The 21,708-nt window shown below is 68.2% G+C and carries 19 protein-coding genes; 9 read left to right on the top strand and 10 right to left on the bottom strand.

Translation table 11 applies throughout. The features are described from left to right. Positions 1–108: 108 nt before the first annotated feature. The 8 genes from ACSUPV_RS20430 to dnaA all read right to left on the bottom strand — a co-directional run bounded on the left by ACSUPV_RS20430 (position 109) and on the right by dnaA (position 12,846). A complete protein-coding gene (locus ACSUPV_RS20430) occupies positions 109–930 on the bottom strand; it encodes a DUF3566 domain-containing protein (RefSeq protein WP_382614701.1) in 822 nt (273 codons plus the stop codon). A gap of 19 nt (positions 931–949) precedes the next feature. Next, positions 950–3,544, bottom strand: coding sequence for a DNA gyrase subunit A (gene gyrA, locus ACSUPV_RS20435; protein ID WP_031115166.1), 2,595 nt, complete (start codon positions 3,542–3,544; stop codon positions 950–952). Positions 3,545–3,586: 42 nt separating this feature from the next. Next, positions 3,587–5,647: a DNA topoisomerase (ATP-hydrolyzing) subunit B gene (gene gyrB / locus ACSUPV_RS20440; protein WP_359788366.1), complete on the bottom strand. Its 2,061-nt coding sequence runs from the start codon at positions 5,645–5,647 to the stop codon at positions 3,587–3,589. 387 nt (positions 5,648–6,034) lie between these two features. Further along, on the bottom strand, positions 6,035–6,586 hold the full coding sequence (locus ACSUPV_RS20445) for a DUF721 domain-containing protein (protein WP_031115168.1): 552 nt from the start codon (positions 6,584–6,586) through the stop codon (positions 6,035–6,037). Continuing rightward, positions 6,583–7,704: a DNA replication/repair protein RecF gene (gene recF / locus ACSUPV_RS20450; RefSeq protein ID WP_436948087.1), complete on the bottom strand. Its 1,122-nt coding sequence runs from the start codon at positions 7,702–7,704 to the stop codon at positions 6,583–6,585. Before recF ends, ACSUPV_RS20445 begins: the two co-directional genes overlap by 4 nt. A gap of 36 nt (positions 7,705–7,740) precedes the next feature. Further along, entirely contained in the window at positions 7,741–8,616 is an 876-nt protein-coding gene (gene gnd / locus ACSUPV_RS20455) for a phosphogluconate dehydrogenase (NAD(+)-dependent, decarboxylating) (protein ID WP_037760016.1), read from the bottom strand. 184 nt (positions 8,617–8,800) lie between these two features. Then, a complete protein-coding gene (gene dnaN, locus ACSUPV_RS20460) occupies positions 8,801–9,931 on the bottom strand; it encodes a DNA polymerase III subunit beta (RefSeq protein ID WP_031115173.1) in 1,131 nt (376 codons plus the stop codon). A gap of 881 nt (positions 9,932–10,812) precedes the next feature. Next, the gene (gene dnaA / locus ACSUPV_RS20465; protein WP_359788357.1) at positions 10,813–12,846 is read right to left on the bottom strand and encodes a chromosomal replication initiator protein DnaA; all 2,034 of its coding nucleotides are present in this window, start codon (positions 12,844–12,846) and stop codon (positions 10,813–10,815) included. 374 nt (positions 12,847–13,220) lie between these two features. On the opposite strand from dnaA, the gene rpmH reads away from it, so the two are divergent. The 9 genes from rpmH (at position 13,221) to ACSUPV_RS20510 (ending at position 20,152) form a co-directional block, all read left to right on the top strand. Beyond that, entirely contained in the window at positions 13,221–13,358 is a 138-nt protein-coding gene (gene rpmH, locus ACSUPV_RS20470) for a 50S ribosomal protein L34 (RefSeq protein WP_003956500.1), read from the top strand. 21 nt (positions 13,359–13,379) lie between these two features. Next, complete coding sequence (gene rnpA, locus ACSUPV_RS20475) at positions 13,380–13,751, top strand: ribonuclease P protein component (RefSeq protein ID WP_382614692.1); 372 nt, start codon at positions 13,380–13,382, stop codon at positions 13,749–13,751. Then, positions 13,748–14,122, top strand: a complete 375-nt coding sequence (gene yidD / locus ACSUPV_RS20480; protein ID WP_037760018.1) for a membrane protein insertion efficiency factor YidD — start codon at positions 13,748–13,750, stop codon at positions 14,120–14,122. Before rnpA ends, yidD begins: the two co-directional genes overlap by 4 nt. A gap of 3 nt (positions 14,123–14,125) precedes the next feature. Then, the gene (yidC, locus tag ACSUPV_RS20485; protein ID WP_031115177.1) at positions 14,126–15,406 is read left to right on the top strand and encodes a membrane protein insertase YidC; all 1,281 of its coding nucleotides are present in this window, start codon (positions 14,126–14,128) and stop codon (positions 15,404–15,406) included. Between the two features lie 15 nt (positions 15,407–15,421). Beyond that, positions 15,422–15,934: a protein jag gene (locus ACSUPV_RS20490; protein ID WP_010032717.1), complete on the top strand. Its 513-nt coding sequence runs from the start codon at positions 15,422–15,424 to the stop codon at positions 15,932–15,934. A 124-nt stretch (positions 15,935–16,058) separates the two neighbouring features. Beyond that, positions 16,059–16,775 (top strand): 16S rRNA (guanine(527)-N(7))-methyltransferase RsmG, encoded by a 717-nt coding sequence (gene rsmG / locus ACSUPV_RS20495; RefSeq protein WP_031115178.1) that lies wholly within the window; start codon positions 16,059–16,061, stop codon positions 16,773–16,775. 265 nt (positions 16,776–17,040) lie between these two features. Continuing rightward, positions 17,041–18,117, top strand: coding sequence for a ParA family protein (locus ACSUPV_RS20500; protein ID WP_078650734.1), 1,077 nt, complete (start codon positions 17,041–17,043; stop codon positions 18,115–18,117). Next, entirely contained in the window at positions 18,114–19,214 is a 1,101-nt protein-coding gene (locus ACSUPV_RS20505; RefSeq protein ID WP_359788350.1) for a ParB/RepB/Spo0J family partition protein, read from the top strand. Before ACSUPV_RS20500 ends, ACSUPV_RS20505 begins: the two co-directional genes overlap by 4 nt. A gap of 320 nt (positions 19,215–19,534) precedes the next feature. Then, positions 19,535–20,152 (top strand): GNAT family N-acetyltransferase, encoded by a 618-nt coding sequence (locus ACSUPV_RS20510; protein WP_031115181.1) that lies wholly within the window; start codon positions 19,535–19,537, stop codon positions 20,150–20,152. 95 nt (positions 20,153–20,247) lie between these two features. Here ACSUPV_RS20510 and trxA read toward each other — a convergent pair whose 3' ends face one another. Beyond that, positions 20,248–20,580, bottom strand: coding sequence for a thioredoxin (trxA, locus tag ACSUPV_RS20515; RefSeq protein WP_010032728.1), 333 nt, complete (start codon positions 20,578–20,580; stop codon positions 20,248–20,250). Between the two features lie 45 nt (positions 20,581–20,625). After that, the gene (gene trxB / locus ACSUPV_RS20520) at positions 20,626–21,594 is read right to left on the bottom strand and encodes a thioredoxin-disulfide reductase (RefSeq protein WP_037760020.1); all 969 of its coding nucleotides are present in this window, start codon (positions 21,592–21,594) and stop codon (positions 20,626–20,628) included. Between the last annotated feature and the right edge of the window lie 114 nt (positions 21,595–21,708).

Here is a 21,708-nt window from a genome sequence, read left to right on the forward strand (position 1 = left end):
TGTGTGTCCCGCGCGCTGACTCCTGAAGATTAGCGCACGACATGGGCAGTCCCAAAATCGGTTGTCGGAGCACCGTCAGCGGGACACCCGCTGCACGTCGGAGGGACGTCACTCGTCCTCGGCGAGCGTCAACTCCACACCGCCCACGAACCCCGCGGAGAGGTTGTAGATGAACGCGCCGAGCGTCGCGAGGGCCGTCGCCAGGACGACGTCGATGACCGCGATGATCGACGTGAACATCAGGACGTTGGGCAGCGACAGGAAGGCCTGCAGGTCGAAGCCGTTGGACTCGTTCGAGCCGGTCGCCTCGGAGATCGTGCCGCCGACCGTGGAGAAGACGCCCATGGCGTCCATGACCATCCACAGCACGGCCGCCGCGACGATCGTGCAGATGCCCAGCGCGATGGAGAGCAGGAAGCTGACCTTCATCACCGACCACGGGTCGGCCTTCGCCACCCGCAGCCGCGCCTTGCGGACCCGGGGCGTGGTCCGCGCCCCCGTGCGCGGACGCCGTACGGCAGCTGCGGCGGCACCGGGAGCCGCCCCCTGCTGCGCCGGGTACGCCTGCGGCGGGTGGTACGGCCCGGCCGGCTGCTGCGTCTGCCGCTCCCCCGGGAGCGGGGAGGCCGCGGCGGCTCCCTGCTCCTCCACGGCCGGCTGGGCCTGCGGCTGCGGCTGTGGCTGGGCGGCGGTCGCCGCCGGGGCCGCGCCGCCCTTGTGCTGCTGTGTCTGCGGACCTCGGGTGTCCGTCACGCTTCCCCCCTGGGATTCCTGCGCGTCAGGCGAGGGCTTGTCCTTGGTCGGGGACTTGATCGCCTTCAGGTTGGTCGTGTGCGGGTCCGCCGCACGCGCGGCGGAGCCACGGCCGCCGTCGTCCGTGTCCGTACCCGTCGAGGTACCGCTCGGTCCGGCGCCCGTGGCTCCGCTCACGCTGACTCACTCCTCGTGCCTACTCGGACGAGGGCGCCTCACCCTCGTCCGTGCCGGTGACAGCGGCACCCTCGGCGTCCTCGTCGACGACCACGTCGCCGTCGACCTCCTCCGCCTCGCGTCCCGCCTCGGCGTTGCGAGCGATGCCCACGACGGCATCGCGCTTGCCCAGATTGATCAGTTGGACGCCCATGGTGTCACGGCCGGTTTCCCTGATCTCGTTGACTCGCGTACGAATCACACCGCCCGACAGCGTGATGGCGAGGATCTCGTCGGTCTCCTCGACCACCAGCGCGCCGACGAGGGATCCGCGATCCTCGACGATCTTGGCGGCCTTGATGCCGAGGCCGCCGCGACCCTGAACGCGGTACTCGTCGACGGCGGTCCGCTTCGCGTACCCACCGTCCGTGGCAGTGAACACGAACGTACCGGGTCGAACAACATTCATCGAGAGCAGCTCGTCACCCTCGCGGAAGCTCATGCCCTTGACACCGGAGGTGGCACGGCCCATGGGGCGGAGGGTTTCGTCCGAGGCGGTGAACCTGATCGACTGCGCCTTCTTGCTGATCAGAAGCAGATCGTCGTCGGACGAGACCAGTTCGGCACCGATCAGTTCGTCGTCCGAACCGTCCTCCATCGAGCGGAGATTGATCGCGATCACACCGCCGGAACGCGGCGAATCGTAATCCTTCAGAGGCGTCTTCTTCACAAGTCCGGCCTTGGTGGCGAGCACCAGGTACGGAACGGCCTCGTAGTCGCGGATCGCCAGGATCTCGGCGATCGCCTCGTCCGGCTGGAAGGCGAGCAGGTTCGCGACGTGCTGGCCGCGCGCGTCCCGGCCGGCGTCCGGCAGCTCGTAGCCCTTGACGCGGTAGACGCGGCCCTTATTGGTGAAGAACAGCAGCCAGTGGTGCGTGGTGGACACGAAGAAGTGGTCGACGATGTCGTCTTCCTTGAGCTTCGTGCCGCGCACGCCCTTGCCGCCGCGCTTCTGGGCGCGGTAGTCGTCTGTCTTGGTGCGCTTGATGTAGCCGCCCCGGGTGACCGTGACGACGATGTCCTCCTCGGCGATCAGGTCCTCGATGGACATGTCGCCCTCGTAGGGGATCAGCTTCGTCTTGCGGTCGTCGCCGTACTTCTCGACGAGCGCGGTCAGTTCCGCGCTGACGATGCCCCGCTGGCGGACCGGGGAGGCCAGGATCTCGTTGTACTCGTTGATCTTCGCCTGGAGTTCGTCGTGCTCCTGGACGATCTTCTGGCGCTCCAGGGCGGCCAGTCGGCGCAGCTGCATCTCGAGGATGGCGTTGGCCTGGATCTCGTCGATCGTCAGCAGGTCCATCAGGCCGCCGCGGGCGATCTCGACGGTCTCACTGCGCCGGATCAGCGCGATGACCTCGTCGATGGCGTCCAGGGCCTTCAGCAGACCGCGCAGGATGTGCGCCCGCTCCTCGGCCTTGCGCAGCCGGAAGCGCGTACGGCGGACGATGACCTCGATCTGGTGCGTCACCCAGTGGCGGATGAACGCGTCGAGCGAGAGCGTGCGCGGCACGCCGTCGACCAGCGCCAGCATGTTGGCGCCGAAGTTCGTCTGCAGGTCGGTGTGCTTGTAGAGGTTGTTCAGCACGACCTTGGCGACCGCGTCGCGCTTCAGCACGATGACCAGGCGCTGACCCGTACGGGACGACGTCTCGTCGCGGACGTCCGCGATGCCGCCGATCTTGCCGTCCTTCACCAGGTCGGCGATCTTCTGGGCGAGGTTGTCCGGGTTGACCTGGTACGGGAGTTCGGTGACCACCAGGCACTGGCGGTTCTGGATCTCCTCGACCTCGACGACCGCGCGCATCGTGATGGAGCCGCGGCCGGTGCGGTACGCCTCCTCGATGCCCCGGCGGCCGACGACGAGCGCGCCGGTCGGGAAGTCCGGGCCCTTGATGCGCTCGATGAGCGCGTCGAGCAGCTCCTCGTGCGAGGCCTCGGGGTTCTCCAGGTACCACTGGGCGCCGGCGGCGACCTCGCGCAGGTTGTGCGGCGGGATGTTGGTCGCCATGCCGACCGCGATGCCGGCCGAGCCGTTGATCAGCAGGTTCGGGAAGCGCGCCGGCAGGACGGTCGGCTCCTGGGAGCGGCCGTCGTAGTTGTCCGTGAAGTCGACGGTCTCCTCGTCGATGTCGCGGACCATCTCCATCGACAGCGGCGCCATCTTGCACTCGGTGTACCGCATGGCCGCGGCCGGGTCATTGCCCGGGGAACCGAAGTTGCCGTTGGAGTCGACGAGCGGCATGCGCATCGACCAGGGCTGGGCGAGGCGCACGAGCGCGTCGTAGATGGAGGAGTCGCCGTGCGGGTGGTAGTTGCCCATGACGTCGCCGACGACGCGGGCGCACTTGTAGAAGCCGCGCTCGGGGCGGTAACCGCCGTCGTACATGGCGTACAGCACACGGCGGTGGACGGGCTTGAGGCCGTCGCGGACGTCCGGCAGCGCACGCGAGACGATGACGGACATCGCGTAGTCGAGGTACGAGCGCTGCATCTCCGTCTCGAGCCCGACGGGCTCGACGCGCATGGCCAGGGCGTCACCCTCGGGCGTCGTCACGGGAGTGTTCTCGTCGGTCATTGCTGGTGAAGGTCCTTCCTGGTGCGGTCAGCTGAGACCGACTCAGATGTCGAGGAAGCGGACGTCCTTGGCGTTGCGCTGGATGAACGCGCGGCGGGCCTCGACGTCCTCGCCCATGAGGACCGAGAACAGGTCGTCGGCCTGGGCGGCGTCGTCGAGCGTGACCTGGCCGAGGACGCGGTGCTCCTGGTCCATGGTCGTGATGCGCAGCTCCTCGGCGTTCATCTCGCCGAGACCCTTGAAGCGCTGGACCGAGTCCTCGCGGATGCGCTTGCCGGCCTGGCGGCCCATCTCGATCAGGGCGTCGCGCTCACGGTCGGAGTACGCGTACTCGAAGTCGTCCTTGCCCCACTTGATCTTGTAGAGCGGCGGACGGGAGAGGTACACGTGCCCGGCCTCGACCAGGGGCCGCATGAAGCGGAACAGGAAGGTCAGCAGCAGGGTGTTGATGTGCTGGCCGTCGACGTCGGCGTCCGCCATCAGGATGATCTTGTGGTAGCGGAGCTTCTCGATGTCGAAGTCCTCGTGCACGCCCGTGCCGAACGCGGAGATCATCGCCTGGATCTCCTGGTTCTGCAGGATGCGGTCGATGCGCGCCTTCTCGACGTTGAGGATCTTGCCGCGGATCGGGAGGATCGCCTGGTACTGCGGGTTGCGGCCGGACTTGGCCGAGCCGCCGGCGGAGTCACCCTCGACGATGAAGATCTCGCACTTGGTCGGGTCGTTCGACTGGCAGTCCGAGAGCTTGCCCGGCAGGGACGCCGTCTCCAGCAGGCCCTTGCGGCGGGTGAGGTCGCGGGCCTTGCGGGCCGCCACGCGCGCGGTGGCCGCCGCGATGCCCTTGCGGATGATGTCCGCGGCCTCGTTCGGGTTGCGGTCGAGCCAGTCCGCGAGGTGCTCGTAGACGACCTTCTGGACGAAGGTCTTGGCCTCGGTGTTGCCCAGCTTGGTCTTCGTCTGGCCCTCGAACTGCGGCTCGCTCAGCTTGACCGAGATGATCGCCGTCAGGCCCTCGCGGATGTCGTCACCCGTGAGGTTGTCGTCCTTCTCGCGGAGCAGCTTCTTGTCGCGCGCGTACTTGTTGATCAGCGAGGTCAGCGCGGCCCGGAAGCCCTCTTCGTGCGTACCGCCCTCGTGGGTGTGGATGATGTTGGCGAACGAGTACACGCCCTCGGTGTAGCCGCCGTTCCACTGCATGGCGACCTCGAGGGACAGCTGCCTGTCCTTGTCCTCGGCCTCCAGGTCGATGACGGTGGGGTGGACCGCCTCGCCCTTGCGGGAGTTGAGGTACTTCACGAAGTCGACGATGCCGCCCTCGTAGTGGTACGTGACGGTCTTGACGTCGGCGGTCTCGTCCGCGCCCGCCTCGTCCGCGCCGGAGGTGGCCTTCGCGGACTCGCGCTCGTCGGTGAGCCTGATCGTCAGGCCCTTGTTGAGGAACGCCATCTCCTGGAAGCGCCGCGAGAGCGTCTCGAAGGAGTAGTCGGTGGTCTCGAAGATGTCGCCGTCGGCCCAGAAGGTGACCGACGTGCCGGTCTCGTCCGTGGCCTCGTGCTTGGCGAGGGGCGCCGTGGGGACGCCCATCTTGTAGTCCTGCGTCCAGCGGTGGCCGTCGGTCTTCACCTCGACGGAGACCTTGCTGGACAGGGCGTTCACGACCGAGACGCCGACGCCGTGCAGACCACCGGAGACCGCGTAGCCGCCGCCGCCGAACTTGCCGCCCGCGTGCAGCACGGTCAGCACGACCTCGACGGCCGGCTTGCCCTCGGACGGGACGATGCCCACCGGGATGCCACGGCCGTTGTCGACGACCCGCACACCGCCGTCGGCGAGGATCGTCACGTCGATCGTGTCCGCGTGCCCGGCCAGTGCCTCGTCGACGGAGTTGTCGACGACCTCGTACACGAGGTGGTGCAGGCCACGCTCACCGGTCGAGCCGATGTACATGCCGGGTCGCTTGCGGACCGCGTCCAGACCCTCGAGGACGGTGATGGCACTGGCGTCGTACGAGGCGGTGACCTCGCCGTTGGAGGTGATCGCCTCGCTGGTCACGCCTGCGTCGGTGGACGGGATGTTCTCGTTGGGGTTGCCGGAATCGGCCACGAAGCGCCCTTTCTGGCACAGCACGAGCCAGGCTCGTCGGCGGGTTGCCGGAGCGGCTGCGGCATGTTGCGTTGGTAAGCCTTGATCAGCGTTGCTCAGCTTTTCCCGGACGGTCCCCACGATTGGGGCGGGATTGCTTCCAGTCTACCGGTAGCACTGACACTGATGGGGGTTTGCCGGTACCTGAGTCCGCATGTGCCGCCCTCGACGGGTCTTGCCCGACTCCCGATATGCGGATGGGGGCTCCAAGAGGCTCACGGAGCCACTCAGCGCTTCCGGCCGTCAACCCTTGGCTACTTCGGAGTCAGGTCGCGATTCGCAATCGTGTGCGGTGCCGCGACGAGCGGGCCGCGCCCGCCGAACCGGGCCGTCAAGACGTGACGTAAGTCACCTATAGGTGTCGCCAGGACCACTGCTGCCGGGGGCACGCAGGGGGCCGTAGCGGCGAGTGGGACCACTGGGTCCCATGACCTTGATCTGCCGCACGGCGCCGTGGCCCAGGTCCTCGTTGAGACGGGCGACGAGGGTCGGGGCGAGGAGCCGGAGGTTCGTCGCCCAGGCCGTCGAGTCGCAGCGCACGGTCAGCACACGCTCGTCCTCGTCGTACCTCTCCGGCACACAGTGCTTGGCCACGTCCTCCCCGACGATCTGCGGCCAGCGGCCCATCACCCCGCCCACCGCGGCCGGGGCCTCCCAGCCGCGCTCGGTGATCAGCCGGTTGATCGCGGCGCCGAGCGCCATGGGGTCGCGGCCGTCGGCGCGCGCGCCGGAGCGCAGTCCGCCACCGCGGCGCGCCTGCTTCTTCTGCTGCGCCGCGTCCCCACGCGCGCGTGCGGCCTCCTTCGCCGCGCGGAGCGCCACGCGCGCGAGATCCACCCCGGACGGCTCGGGGGCCTTCCTCGGTTCCTCGGGGGTCTTCTTCGGTTCCTGTGGACTCATACGCGCTCCACCGTCCCCTCGGACACGGTGAACCGCGCCCCGGACAGCACATGCGGTACGTCGTCGTCGACCGCGGCGGTCACCAGGACCTGCTCACCGGGCGCGACCAGCTCGGCGAGGCGCTCACGGCGCCGGGTGTCCAGCTCGGCGAAGACGTCGTCGAGCACCAGCACGGGCTCATTGCCCTCGGCCCTGAGCAGGTCGTACGAGGCCAGGCGCAGCGCCAGCGCGTACGACCAGGACTCACCGTGGGAAGCGTAGCCCTTGGCGGGCAGCTGGCCGAGCTTCAGCTGGAGGTCGTCACGGTGCGGGCCGACCAGCGTGACGCCCCGCTCGATCTCCTGCTTGCGGGCCTCGGCGAGCGCGGCCATCAGCTGCTCGAACAGGTCCTCGCGCGTGTGCGCCTCACCCGGCGCGGACGGCTTGTACTCCAGCGCGATCGGGCCGCCGCCGGGCGCGAGCTGCTCGTACGCCTTGTCGGCCAGTGGCTGGATCGTGGCGATCAGATCCAGCCGCTGGGCGAGCAGCTCGGCGCCGGCGCGCGCGAGGTGCTGGTCCCACACGTCGAGCGTGGACATGTCCATGCTGCGGCCGCCGTGCCGCCGGGCCAGCGCGGCCGACTTCAGCAGGGTGTTGCGCTGCTTGAGGACCCGGTCGTAGTCGGACCGGACCCCGGCCATGCGCGGAGAGCGGGCGGTGATCAGCTCGTCGAGGAAGCGGCGCCGCTCCCCGGGATCGCCCTTGACCAGGGCGAGATCCTCCGGCGCGAACAGCACGGTCCGTACGATCCCCAGCACATCACGCGGCCTGACCTGCGAGGACCTGTTGATCCGGGCCCGGTTGGCGCGCCCCGGGTTCAGCTCCAGCTCGACCAGCTGCTGCCGCTCGCCCTGCCTCACCTGGGCTCGGATGATCGCGCGCTCGGCGCCTATGCGGACCAGAGGGGCGTCGGAGGAGACCCGGTGGCTGCCGAGGGTGGCGAGATAGCCGACGGCCTCGACGAGGTTGGTCTTGCCCTGCCCGTTCGGCCCGACGAAGGCCGTCACCCCCGGGTCGAGCGGGACCTCGACCCTGGGATAGGAGCGGAAGTCGGCCAGCGACAGATGCGTGACGTGCATGGTCGTTTCGCCGACCTCCCAGGACCTCGGTGGTGCTTACTTCTTCTCGACCGCGTGGCCGCCGAACTGGTTCCGCAGCGCCGCGATCATCTTCATCTGGGGCGAGTCCTCCTGGCGGGAGGCGAACCGCGCGAACAGCGACGCGGTGATCGCCGGCAGCGGCACCGCGTTGTCGATGGCGGCCTCCACAGTCCAGCGTCCCTCGCCGGAGTCCTGTGCATAGCCCCGGAGCCTGTCCAGGTGCTCGTCCTCGTCGAGCGCGTTGACCGCGAGGTCGAGCAGCCAGGAGCGGATGACCGTGCCCTCCTGCCAGGAGCGGAAGACCTCCCGGACGTCGGTCACGGAGTCGACCTTCTCCAGCAGTTCCCAGCCCTCGGCGTAAGCCTGCATCATCGCGTACTCGATGCCGTTGTGGACCATCTTCGCGAAGTGGCCCGCGCCGACCTTGCCGGCGTGCACCGAACCGAAGTCGCCCTCCGGCTTGAGGGCGTCGAAGACCGGCTGCACCTTGGCGACGTTCTCCGCGTCACCGCCGTACATCAGCGCGTAGCCGTTCTCCAGGCCCCAGACACCGCCGGAGACACCGCAGTCGACGAAGCCGATGCCCTTGGCCGCCAACTCCTCGGCGTGCTTCTCGTCGTCCGTCCAGCGGGAGTTGCCGCCGTCCACGACGACGTCGCCCGGCTCCAGCAGCTCGGCGAGCTCGTCGATCGTGGACTGCGTGGGCTCGCCTGCCGGGACCATGACCCAGACCACGCGCGGCCCGCTCAGCTTGCCCACGAGTTCCCGCAGGCTGTGGACATCGGCGAGGTCCGGGTTGCGGTCGTATCCGAAGACGGTGTGGCCCGCGCGGCGGATCCGCTCGCGCATGTTGCCGCCCATCTTGCCGAGGCCGACGAGACCGAGCTCCATCAGTTGTGTTCCTTAGGTTCTGCGACGTGGCGTGGCGGCACGTTCGTACCGCCAGGCACTTTCGTACCCACGTCCGAGCCTAGACCCGGACGCTCGCGCACATCTGTGGGCATACGCGCTCAGTCGCACGCCCTCACCTGCAGGTTTGTCCTCAGCCTGTGGACAACGGCTCGCGAGGAGAGCCTCAGCCGCTGAGGCGCACCGGCATGATCAGGTACTTGTAGGCCTCGTCCGCCTCGGCGTCCAGCGCGGGCTTGCCACTGAGCAGCGCGGGCTTCGTGGACGTCGTGAAGGAGAGCTGGGCCACCGGGGAGTCGATGGCGCTCAGGCCGTCCAGCAGGAACGTCGGGTTGAAGGCGATCGAGATGTCGTCGCCGTCGAGCTGGGCGTCCACCCTTTCCACAGCCTGTGCGTCGTCGCTGGAACCGGCCTCCAGGATGAGCACGCCCTGCTCGAAGCTCAGCCGCACCGGGGTGTTGCGCTCGGCGACCAGGGCCACGCGCTTGACGGCCTCCACGAACGGGGCCGTCTCGATGACGGCGACGCTGTTGAACTCCGTCGGGAACAGCGTGCGGTACTTCGGGAGGTCGCCCTCCAGCAGCCGGGTCGTCGTACGGCGGCCGGCGCCCTCGAAGCCGATCAGGCCCTCGCCCGAACCCGAGCCGGACAGCGCCAGGGTGACCTGGTCGCCGCTCGTCAGGGCCTTGGCGGTGTCCAGGAGCGTCTTGGCGGGCACCAGGGCGACCGCGGAGGCCTCCGGGTTCTCCGGCTTCCACAGGAACTCGCGGACCGCGAAGCGGTAGCGGTCGGTGGACGCCAGCGTGACCGTGTCGCCCTCGATCTCGATGCGGACGCCCGTGAGGACGGGCAGCGTGTCGTCACGGCCCGCCGCGATGGCCACCTGGGCGGCCGCGGAGGCGAAGACCTCGCCCGGGACCGTGCCTGTCGCGTTCGGCATCTGCGGCAGGGCCGGGTACTCCTCCACAGGCAGGGTGTGGAGTGTGAACCGCGAGGAACCGCAGACCACCGTCGCCCGTACACCGTCTGTGGAAATCTCCACCGGCCGGTTCGGGAGCGCGCGGCAGATGTCCGCGAGCAGACGGCCCGAGACCAGGACCGTGCCCTCCTCCTCGACCTCGGTCTCCACCGACACGCGTGCGGAGACCTCGTAGTCGAAGCTGGACAGGCTCAGCTGACCGTCCTCGGCCTTCAGCAGCAGGCCGGCGAGGACCGGCGCCGGCGGACGGGCCGGGAGGCTGCGCGCCGCCCAGGCCACTGCCTCCGCGAGTACGTCGCGTTCCACCCGGATCTTCACTGTTGCCGCCTCCTGCTGTTGCCGGCGCTTCTCGCTCTGCCTGGCCCTCGTCGTCTGTCTCGGTGTCGACGGTCCCCGGGATGGGGAGGACACCGGGGACCAGTCTGACGCACGGCACTGACAGTAGGTGCCTCTCGGGGTCAAGTCGTGACGAGGGGCGGTCGGGCACCGGAGAGCGAGTTGTGCACAGGACCCGCTTCGAAACGAATTCCGCTCTCTCTCTAGTCGGACGTAGTAGTAGGGCCTGTGGATACCGTGGATAACCACGTTTGCCCAGCTCAGAGCGGAAATTTTGTCCACCGGGCCTGTGGGCACGAGCAGTGGACAACCTGGTGTCGCTGTGGAGAACGGAAAGTTCTGCACACCCCGTGCACAGGTCGAGGCGAGTTCTCCCCAGTGCTGTCCCCAGCTTTACCCACCTTTCCCACAGACCAACCCGGCAGCTTTGTGTGACGCCTTTCACTCGACTCGGTGAGAGGGCGCGTCGGGTTGCCGAACAGTGGACAGGGATGTGGAGAAGCCGCTGATCGCTGGGGACAACCGACCCCAGCCTGTGGGTTGCCCGTGGACAACTCGGTGCACAGCCTGTGGATCCCTGCTCCGTCCACAGTCTGTGGAGATCATTCGTCCACGGATCCACAACCACCTGAGCTGGTCTGATGGTCTTTCAACCCCGGGCCCTGTGGACACGATCTGGACAACTCCCCGGTCCCCAGGATGTGGACGGCAGAAAGTCCGCGAATCTGTGGAGGGAGGCCGTAACGCGGCGGGTATTCGAACAGAGCGTTGCGATCGGGTTTCCGCGGCGGAGGCCGGACGGCATGTGAAGAGGGCGCCCCCGAAGCCTCGGGGGCGCCCTCAGTGGCGTACTGCCGTCGCTGTCAGCCGTTCTTGATGCGGTTGGTCAGCTCGGTGACCTGGTTGTAGATGGAACGGCGCTCGGCCATCAGATTGCGGATCTTGCGGTCCGCGTGCATCACCGTCGTGTGGTCGCGGCCGCCGAACAGCGCGCCGATCTTCGGCAGCGACAGGTCCGTCAGCTCACGGCACAGGTACATCGCGATCTGGCGGGCCGTGACGAGGGCGCGGCCGCGGGAGGTGCCGCACAGGTCCTCGACGGTCAGTCCGAAGTAGTCCGCCGTCGCGCTCATGATGGCCGTGGACGTGATCTCGGGAGCCGAGTCCTCGCCGCCGGGGATGAGGTCCTTGAGGACGATCTCCGTCAGCCCCAGGTCCACCGGCTGCCGGTTGAGCGAGGCGAACGCGGTGACGCGGATCAGCGCGCCCTCCAGCTCGCGGATGTTCCGCGAGATCCGGGACGCGATGAACTCCAGCACCTCCGGCGGCGCGTTCAGCTGCTCCTGCACCGCCTTCTTGCGGAGGATCGCGATGCGCGTCTCCAGTTCCGGCGGCTGGACGTCGGTGATCAGACCCCACTCGAAACGGTTCCGCAGCCGGTCCTCCAGCGTCACCAGTTGCTTCGGCGGCCGGTCGCTGGAGAGCACGATCTGCTTGTTGGCGTTGTGGAGCGTGTTGAACGTGTGGAAGAACTCCTCCTGCGTCGACTCCTTGTCCGCGAGGAACTGGATGTCGTCGACGAGCAGGATGTCCATCTCGCGGTAGCGCTTGCGGAAGCTGTCGCCCTTGCCGTCGCGGATGGAGTTGATGAACTCGTTGGTGAACTCCTCCGAGCTCACGTACCGCACGCGCGTGCCCGGGTAGAGGCTGCGCGCGTAGTGCCCGATGGCGTGCAGCAGGTGCGTCTTGCCGAGTCCGGACTCCCCGTAGATGAACAACGGGTTGTACGCCTTCGCCGGTGCCTCGGCGACGGCGACCGCGGCCGCGTGCGCGAAGCGGTTGGAGGCGCCGATGACGAACGTGTCGAAGAGGTACTTCGGGTTCAGGCGCGCGGTGGGCTCGCCCGGGCCGGTCGCCGGCGCGGGCTGCGCGGCCAGCGGGCCCGGCGCGCCGGTCGTGGGCAGGTTCGGGCCGACCGGGCCGCCCCGGTGCACGTGGCCCGAGCCGGGCGGCGGCTCCGGCAGCTCCCGGCGGACCGGGTCGCGCTGGTCGTAGTCGGGGCGTGACGGCTCGTAGTCGGAGCGCGGTGGCTCGTAGGAGGGGCGCTCCATGGACTGCGGGCGGTAGTCCTGGGAGGGGGAACCGTAGGCGTCCTGGGAGGGCCCGCCGTACGAGTCCTTGGAGCCGTAGGTGTCCTTGGGGCCGTACGAGTCCTGCGAGTCGTACGCGTCCTGGGATCCGTAGGTGTTCTGAGAGCTGTATGCGTCCTGGGGGGCGTAGGAGTCCTGGGAGCCGTGTCCGGGTGACGCGTACGGGTCACGCTCCGGGAAGCCGAGGCGCTGCTGCTGCCAGCCGTACTCGTCCTGCGTCGGCCGCGGCCAGGAGCCGGGCTCGGGGCGCTGGTACTCGGACGGGTAGGCGGGGCGAGCGGTCGGGAGTTGATCTCCGCGCGTAGGCGGAAGCTGATCGCCGGCCGACCCGGGCAGCTGGTCGGCGCGGTGGCGGCCGTACCCCTCGTACCCCTCATATCCGTCGCGGTCCTGGCGCGCGGCCGGGAGCTCCGGTTCCTCGTAGCGCGGCTGGGCGCGAGCCTGGGGCGCGGGTGTGGCCGGGGGGTCGCCCGCGGAGTCGTCGACGGTGATCGCGATCCGGATCGGGCGGCCGCACTCACGGCTCAGCGTCTCGCTGACGATCGGCGCCAGGCGGCCCTCGAGGACGCCTTTCGCGAATTCGTTCGGTACGGCGAGCAGGGCGGTGTCCGCGACCAGCGCGAGCGGCTGGCAGCGCCGGATCCAGTGCTCGTCCTTCGCCTCGACACCCTGGCCGCGGCCCTCCCCGAGGAGCTGCTCCAATACGCGTGGCCACACTGCGGCAAGATCGGCAGGTACGTCAGCCACAGGGCACGCTCTCTCACAGGTCCCACGAACGTGTGGTTCTGGGACGGGTCGGGATGTAAATCGGGTGGGGCAGGGATAAGGGAACGAATCGGAGTTCCGTCACGGTAGTCAGGGCGGCCGGTGCGGTTCAAGTTGTTGTCCCCAGGCTGTGGACAAGTGTCTCCCGGGGACTCCTGGTTTGACCGGATGGCGTAGCCGCGCGTACCGTAACCAGGTCGAGTTGTCGATGGCTGCTGCCGCCTGCCTCCGATGGGCACAGGTCACTGGGGTGATCGGTAAGCGGTGCACTCGGGCGTAACTGCGAGCTACTCGTGGGCGCACGGTGACAGCCAGGACGGCACCCCGCAACTACCGATTTCTTCTGGAGCCCCCGAGTGAGCAAGCGCACCTTCCAGCCGAACAACCGTCGTCGCGCGAAGACCCACGGCTTCCGGCTGCGTATGCGCACCCGTGCCGGCCGCGCGATTCTCGCGTCCCGCCGTAGCAAGGGTCGCGCCCGTCTGTCCGCCTGATCCCGGTCAGGTCATGACGTCGTGCTGCCCACCGAGAACCGGCTGAGGCGGCGCGAGGACTTCGCGACCGCGGTGCGACGGGGTCGTAGGGCCGGCCGCCCTACCCTCGTCGTCCACCTTCGTAGCGGTGCCACGGACCCGCACGTGCCTGGGGAGAGCGCTCCCCCGACGCGTGCGGGTTTCGTCGTGAGCAAGGCCGTCGGTGGCGCGGTGGTCCGCAACAAGGTGAAGCGCAGGCTTCGCCACCTGATGCGCGAGCGAGTCGCCCAGCTGCCCCCCGGTAGCCTGGTAGTCGTACGAGCGCTGCCCGGATCGGGCGACGCCGACCATGCACAGCTGGCCCGAGACCTGGACGCCGCTCTTCAGCGGCTGCTGGGAGGGGGCGCGCGATGAAGTACCCGCTGCTGGCTCTGATCAAGCTCTACCAGTGGACGATCAGTCCGCTGCTCGGGCCGGTCTGCAAGTACTACCCGTCGTGCTCCCACTACGGCTACACGGCCATCGACCGGCACGGTGCCATCAAGGGAACGGCACTCACGGCCTGGCGCATCCTGCGGTGCAATCCGTGGTCGCTGGGCGGTGTGGACCATGTCCCGCCGCGCAAGCGTCCGCGGTGGCACGAAATGCTGCGTCACGCGTGGCGCGCACGCAAGGGCGGGCCCTCCGCCGCCGACCCGGCCATCGAGGGACAGACTTCTCCCACAAGTCAGTCCAGTCCTTCGAGCCCGGCCGCAGAGACACCGTCCCATGCCCAAGGAGCATGATTAGTGGACACGATTGCCAGCCTCTTCAGCTTCATCACCACACCCGTCTCCTGGGTCATCGTCCAGTTCCACACGGTGTACGGCGCCATCTTCGGCCCCGACACCGGGTGGGCCTGGGGCCTGTCGATCGTGTCCCTGGTGATCCTGATCCGTATCTGCCTGATCCCGCTCTTCGTGAAGCAGATCAAGGCGACCCGGGCCATGCAGACGCTCCAGCCCGAGATGAAGAAGATCCAGGAGCGCTACAAGAACGACAAGCAGCGTCAGTCCGAAGAGATGATGAAGTTGTACAAGGACACGGGCACCAACCCGCTGTCCTCGTGCCTTCCCATCCTGGCGCAGTCCCCGTTCTTCTTCGCCCTGTACCACGTGCTCAACAGCATCGCGTCGAACGACACCATCGGCGTGATCAACGAGAACCTGCTGCAGAGCGCCCAGAAGGCACACATCGTCGGCGCGCCCCTGGCGGTGAAGTTCACCGACAGCTCGTCGAAGGTGGAAGCGCTCGGTGCCTCGCTCACCGACGTGCGCGTGGTCACCGCCGTCATGATCGTCCTGATGTCGGCGTCGCAGTTCTTCACCCAGCGCCAGCTGATGACGAAGAACGTCGACACCACGGTGAAGACGCCGTTCATGCAGCAGCAGAAGATGTTGATGTACATCTTCCCCGTCATGTTCGCCGTCTTCGGCATCAACTTCCCGGTCGGTGTCCTCGTCTACTGGCTGACCACCAACGTGTGGACCATGGGCCAGCAGATGTACGTCATCCGCAACAACCCGACCCCGGGCTCCAAGGCCCAGGCCGAGTACCTGGAGCGCCTGACCAAGCACGTCACGCAGCGCAGCAAGGTCAGCCGGCGCCGTGACCGGGTCATCGTCAAGGCGATCGTCGCCAAGGGACGCGACCGCAACGAGTTCGAGCGCAAGTTCATCAACGGCCTCAGCAAGGCCGGTCTCGCGGCCCAGGCCGATGGCACTGTGATCAAGAGCGAAGCCGCTGCCGCCGCCCAGGTTGAGGACGGCGCGCCGACCACCGCCGGCACCCCGAAGCGTCAGCAGCCCAAGCGGCAGAGCAAGGCCCAGCGTCAGTCCGGTGCCGCGAAGGCGGCCGGTGAGCAGCACGAGCCGAAGACGTCGCTGACCAAGTCCGACGAACCCGAGGACGCCAAGCCCGCAGCCGTTGCCAAGAAGGGCGGCGCGAAGCCCGGCAGCGGTACCCGCAGCAAGGCCCAGTCCGGACAGCGCAAGGGTCCGCAGCGGCCCAAGTCCCCGTCCAAGAAGTAAGAAGGAGTCCATCCCGTGACGGAAGGCACCACCTCCGCCGCTGCCGAGGGTGCAGACACCCTGACTCGCCTGGAGCAGGAGGGCGAGATCGCGGCGGACTACCTGGAGGGTCTGCTCGATATCGCCGATCTCGACGGCGACATCGACATGGACGTCGAGGCCGACCGCGCCTCCGTCTCGATCATCAGCGACACGGGCAGCCGTGACCTGCAGAAGCTGGTCGGCCGTGACGGCGAGGTGCTGGAGGCGCTCCAGGAGCTCACCCGTCTGGCGGTGCACCGTGAGACCGGTGATCGCAGCCGTCTGATGCTCGACATCGCGGGATACCGCGCCCGGAAGCGTTCCGAGCTGTCCGAGCTGGGCGCCAAGGCCGCCGCCGAGGCCAAGAGCAGCGGTGAGGCCGTGAAGCTGAAGCCCATGACTCCGTTCGAGCGCAAGGTCGTGCACGACGCGGTCAAGGCCGCGGGCCTGCGCAGCGAGTCCGAGGGCGAGGAACCGCAGCGCTTCGTCGTCGTGCTTCCCGCCTGATCGGCCCGTACGTTCCCCGGCCCCGTCTGTTGCGCAGACGGGGCCGAACTTTGTCAGCCTGATAGTTCTGGTGGTTCTTGTGTCGGCGCTGGATGCGCCGACGCGGTACGGAAGGACGGTCCCCGTGACGGAGGCAGCGGAGCTTCCCCCCGCGCCCGAGCAGGCGCGCGAGGTGTTCGGTGAGCGCTTCGCGGATGCGGTGCGGTACGCCGAGCTGCTCGCAGAGGCGGGCGTGCAGCGCGGTCTCATCGGCCCGCGTGAGGTGCCCCGCCTGTGGGAGCGGCATCTGCTGAACTGCGCGGTTCTCTCGGAGGTCGTGCCGCAGGGTGTGACGGTGTGTGATGTCGGCTCGGGTGCCGGCCTGCCCGGCATTCCCCTGGCGCTGGTCCGGGAGGATCTGAAGATCACGCTGCTGGAGCCGCTGCTGCGGCGTACCAACTTCCTCACCGAGGTCGTGGAGCTGCTCGGCCTCGACCATGTGACCGTGGTGCGTGGTCGGGCCGAGGAGGTCATGGGGAAGATCCAGCCCGTCCACGTCGTGACCGCCCGAGCCGTCGCGCCGCTCGACCGTCTCGCCACCTGGGGCATCCCGCTGCTGCGGCCGTACGGGGAGATGCTCGCGCTCAAGGGTGACGCGGCCGAGGAGGAGCTGAAGAGCGCGTCGGCGGCACTGAGCAAGCTGGGTGCTGTGGAGACGTCCATCCTGCATGTGGGTGAGGGAGTGGTGGACCCGATGTCCACCGTCGTACGAGTCGAGGTCGGGGAGAGTCCGGGCGGCGTGCGCTTCGCCGCGAAGCGGGCCAAGGCGGCTCGTACGGGCCGTGCACGTCGGCGACGCTGATCCGTCCTGCGGACGAGACGTACTCCACACAAGCTGCCAAACCTATGCATGCCGGAGTGTCGCGGCAGTCCGGCCACGGCTGCTGTGCATCGTGTTTCACGTGAAACGTCGCTCACTGCTGCACGGCATCATCAGTCGTGGCCGCGCTGCGGCCGAACCCCGCGACCGTAAGCCTCTCGGTTCACTCGATGAGGGACCTGAGTTGTCCACAGAGGTGGATTTCTCCACAGAACGCCAGGCCTCACTGGTTCACGACCCCGAAGACATGGGAGGCTCTGTTCATTGCGAGCCTGAAGTCGAGGAGAGTGAATCCTTGCGGTCCGACGCCAACATCGCGGGACCGATGACCGATCCGGTCCCCGGTCCCCGTACCGAGTCGATGGGGGCGGATGTTTCACGTGAAACACCGCCTCCGATGGACGACACTCCCATCGGTCGTGCTGCCCAACTGGCGGTGGAGGCTCTGGGCCGCGCCGGCGAGGGCCTGCCACGGCCCGAGCAGACCCGAATCATCGTGGTCGCCAACCAGAAGGGCGGCGTGGGGAAGACGACGACGACCGTCAACCTCGCCGCGTCACTGGCCTTGCACGGCGGCCGGGTTCTGGTCGTCGACCTCGATCCACAGGGCAATGCGTCCACCGCGCTGGGCATCGACCACCACGCCGAAGTCCCGTCCATCTACGACGTGTTGGTGGAGAGCAAGCCGCTCTCCGAGGTCGTCCAGCCGGTCCCCGATGTCGAGGGCCTCTTCTGTGCCCCGGCCACGATCGATCTCGCCGGTGCGGAGATCGAGCTGGTGTCGCTGGTGGCACGGGAGAGCAGGCTGCAGCGCGCCATCCAGGCGTACGAGCAGCCGCTGGACTACATCCTCATCGACTGCCCGCCCTCACTCGGTCTCCTGACGGTCAACGCGCTGGTGGCGGGCCAGGAGGTCCTCATCCCGATCCAGTGCGAGTACTACGCGCTGGAGGGGCTGGGCCAGCTGCTACGCAACGTCGACCTGGTGCGCGGGCACCTCAACCCCGCCCTGCACGTGTCGACCATCCTGCTCACCATGTACGACGGCCGGACGCGACTCGCGTCCCAGGTCGCGGAAGAGGTCCGCACCCACTTCGGCGACGAGGTGCTGCGGACGAGCATCCCCCGATCCGTCCGTATTTCGGAGGCGCCGAGTTATGGGCAGACGGTACTGACTTACGATCCTGGTTCCAGTGGTGCCCTCTCCTATCTTGAGGCGGCACGAGAGATCGCGCTGAAGGGCGTGGGCGTCAGTTACGACGCGACGCACGCCCACATCGGCGTACAGCAGAACGACCCGAGCATGGTGGAGGGCATCCAGTGAGCGAGCGACGGAGGGGGCTGGGCCGTGGTCTCGGCGCACTGATCCCTGCTGCACCGACGGAGAAGTCGGTGGCCCAGGCCGCGGCGGGGGGCGCCGCTCCCACGTCCCCGGCGGCCGTGCCCACGCTGCCGAACGACCGTGGGGTCGCCGCAGCGAAGGTGACGACTCTGCCGACTGTTTCACGTGAAACGGAGGAGCCGGCGCAGCCCAGCGCTCCCGCCGCGCCTGCGGCGCCCATCGGTGCGCACTTCGCCGAAATCCCCCTCGACTCCATCAAGCCGAACCCGCGGCAGCCGCGTGAGGTCTTCGATGAGGACGCGCTCGCCGAACTCATCACCTCCATCAAGGAAGTGGGGCTCCTCCAGCCGGTCGTCGTACGGCAGGTGGGTCCCGGCCGCTACGAGCTCATCATGGGCGAGCGCCGCTGGCGTGCCTGCCGTGAGGCGGGGCTCGAGGCGATCCCGGCGATCGTGCGGGCCACGGAGGACGAGAAGCTCCTCCTGGACGCTCTGCTCGAGAACCTGCACCGCGCCCAGCTGAACCCCCTGGAAGAGGCAGCCGCCTACGACCAGTTGCTCAGGGACTTCAACTGCACGCACGACCAGCTGGCGGACCGCATCGGCCGTTCCCGCCCGCAGGTCTCCAACACACTGCGTCTGCTGAAGCTCTCGCCGGCCGTGCAGCGTCGGGTCGCCGCCGGGGTGCTCTCCGCCGGTCATGCGCGGGCTCTGCTGTCCGTGGAGGACTCGGAGGAGCAGGACAGGCTGGCGCACCGGATTGTGGCCGAAGGGCTCTCGGTGCGGGCGGTGGAGGAGATCGTGACCCTGATGGGCTCGCGGCCTCAGAAGGCTCAGCGGCCCAAGGGCCCCCGGGCCGGTGCCCGGGTCTCTCCCGCGCTCTCCGACCTCGCCACCCGGCTCTCGGACCGGTTCGAGACGCGGGTGAAGGTCGACCTGGGGCAGAAGAAGGGCAAGATCACCGTCGAGTTCGCCTCCATGGAGGACCTTGAGCGGATCCTCGGGTCTCTCGCGCCTGGCGAGGGCCCGGTCCTGCAGAAGAGTCTCCTGGAGGGCGACTCCGAGGAAGACGAGTCCTGAGCCTCCGGCAGGAGCCTCTGCTGCGCATCCGACAGAGCGGGTCGTGTCCGGTGTGTACCGGAACGTGGCCCGCTCTTTCCTTTCTGGCGGTATCGATGGAATCGCATCGTCGATACGATGCGTTCGGGTAGGGCGCGACCACCCGGGAGCACCTCTGAGACGGAGGCAGGGGCCATGCGAACGATGAGCCGCACCGGACTGGTGAGCGCCGGTTTGGGGCTGGGAGCCGTCGGTGGATTCATCGGCAGTCTCCTCAGGGAACGGAGCGCTCTGACAGCCGCCCGCGATGCGGCGGGCGAAGGAAGCGAGGAACAGCCTTCATGGGGCGTCGGCTCGTACCGCTCACGCTGGACAACCTTCAGGACCTTCCCAAGCGCTGCCGCACATGTGTCTTCTGGGAACTCGACCCAGTCAGCGGCGAGGCCGCGGTAAAGGCTGGCACGCCGGCGCTGGAGAAGGAGGCCTGGATCTCGGCGGTCCTGTTGGACTGGGGGTCCTGCGGTCGGGTGGTCTATGTCGACGAGGTGCCGGTGGGTTTCGTGATGTACGCCCCTCCCGCCTATGTGCCTCGCTCCACGGCGTTTCCCACGAGTCCTGTCTCCCCTGACGCCGTCCAGCTGATGACCGCGTTCATCGTGCCGGGCTACCAGGGGCAGGGGCTGGGCCGCGTGATGGTCCAGACGGTCGCCAAGGACCTGCTACGGCGTGGCTTCAAGGCGATCGAGGCATTCGGAGATGCGCGGTGGAAGGAACCGGCCTGTGTGCTGCCCGCCGACCATCTCCTGGCGGTGGGCTTCAAGACGGTCCGGCAGCATCCCACTCATCCCCGGCTGAGACTGGAACTGAGATCGACGCTCTCCTGGAAGGAAGACGTCGAGATGGCGCTGGACCGGCTTCTGGGAGCCGTGCAGAAGGAGCCGGCGCTGCGACCGCTGTAGCGGGACGTGGATCAAACGAATGGGCCAACCCTTCCGGGTTGGCCCATTCGTGTTTCACGTGAAACATGCACCGTCGCGGCGACGGCTCAGTCGCCTTACTCGGCGATGAACTCCTCGAGGTCGCGAACGATCGCGGCCTTCGGCTTTGCGCCCACGATGGTCTTGGCGACCTCGCCACCCTGGTAGACGTTCAGGGTCGGGATGGACATGACGCCGTACTTGGCGGCCGTACCCGGGTTCTCGTCGATGTTCAGCTTGACGACCTCGATCTTGTCGCCGTACTCGGAGGCGATCGCCTCGAGGGACGGCGCGATCTGGCGGCAGGGACCGCACCAGGCGGCCCAGAAGTCCACGAGGACGGGCTTGTCGCTCTTGAGGACGTCCTGCTCGAAGGAGTCGTCGGTCACGTTCTTCAGGGTGCCGGCCACGGCGGGCTCCTTAACTGGTTGGTGCGTGGGGCGGGTAGGGAGAGGTCAGACAGAGGTCTTCTCGGGCTCGGGCTGCTCCTCGTCCGCGAGGGCGGCGAGGTAGCGCTCGGCGTCGAGAGCGGCGGAGCAGCCGGTCCCGGCCGCGGTGATCGCCTGACGGTAGGTGTGGTCCACCACATCGCCGGCAGCGAAGACACCGGTCAGGTTGGTGCGCGTCGAGGGCGCGTCCACCTTCAGGTAGCCCTCTTCGTCCAGGTCGAGCTGACCCTTGAAGAGCTCGGTGCGCGGGTCGTGGCCGATGGCGATGAACAGACCGGTCACCGCGAGGTCCGAGAGCTCGCCGGTCTTGACGTTGCGCAGCTTCAGGCCCGAGAGCTTCGGGTCGCCCTGGATCTCGGCGACCTCGCTGTCCCACACGAACGAGATCTTCGGGTCGGCGAAGGCGCGCTCCTGCATGGCCTTCGAGGCGCGCAGGGTGTCGCGGCGGTGGACGACGGTCACGGACTTCGCGAACCGCGAAAGGAAGGTGGCCTCCTCCATCGCGGTGTCGCCGCCACCGATGACGGCGATGTCCTGGTCCTTGAAGAAGAACCCGTCACAGGTGGCGCACCAGGACACGCCCCGGCCGGACAGCGCGTCCTCGTTCGGCAGACCGAGCTTGCGGTGCTGCGAGCCGGTGGCGACGATGACGGCCTTGGCCCGGTGGACGGTGCCGGCCGTGTCCGTGACGGTCTTGATCTCACCGGTCAGGTCGACGGCCACCACGTCGTCCGGAACGAGCTCGGCTCCGAAGCGCTCCGACTGGGCGCGCATGTTGTCCATGAGCTCGGGGCCCATGATCCCGTCCTGGAAGCCGGGGAAGTTCTCGACCTCGGTGGTGTTCATGAGCGCGCCACCTGCCGTGACGGCGCCCTCGAACACCAGTGGCTTCAGCGACGCGCGCGCGGTGTAGAGCGCCGCCGTGTAGCCGGCGGGCCCGGAGCCGATGATGATCACGTTACGGACGTCGCTCACGGCTTGATTCCTCGTCTCTGGACTGCGTCGTTCGACCGGTGGGAGCTTCTCTCGGAACTCTCACCCCACCCAACGGATCCTAAGGGGCGCGCATTCCCACTGTGTCCGGGCACA

This window comes from Streptomyces sp. SudanB52_2052, from assembly GCF_964272415.1.
Lineage (GTDB): Bacteria > Actinomycetota > Actinomycetes > Streptomycetales > Streptomycetaceae > Streptomyces > Streptomyces olindensis.

Coding starts and splice junctions, on each gene's coding strand:
- gyrA (WP_031115166.1), bottom strand. CDS start 3,544: ATGACCGACGAGAACACTCCCGTGACGACGCCCGAGGGTGACGCCCTG.
- gnd (WP_037760016.1), bottom strand. CDS start 8,616: ATGGAGCTCGGTCTCGTCGGCCTCGGCAAGATGGGCGGCAACATGCGC.
- recF (WP_436948087.1), bottom strand. CDS start 7,704: ATGCACGTCACGCATCTGTCGCTGGCCGACTTCCGCTCCTATCCCAGG.
- ACSUPV_RS20510 (WP_031115181.1), top strand. CDS start 19,535: ATGGGGCGTCGGCTCGTACCGCTCACGCTGGACAACCTTCAGGACCTT.
- yidD (WP_037760018.1), top strand. CDS start 13,748: ATGAAGTACCCGCTGCTGGCTCTGATCAAGCTCTACCAGTGGACGATC.
- ACSUPV_RS20500 (WP_078650734.1), top strand. CDS start 17,041: ATGGGAGGCTCTGTTCATTGCGAGCCTGAAGTCGAGGAGAGTGAATCC.
- ACSUPV_RS20445 (WP_031115168.1), bottom strand. CDS start 6,586: ATGAGTCCACAGGAACCGAAGAAGACCCCCGAGGAACCGAGGAAGGCC.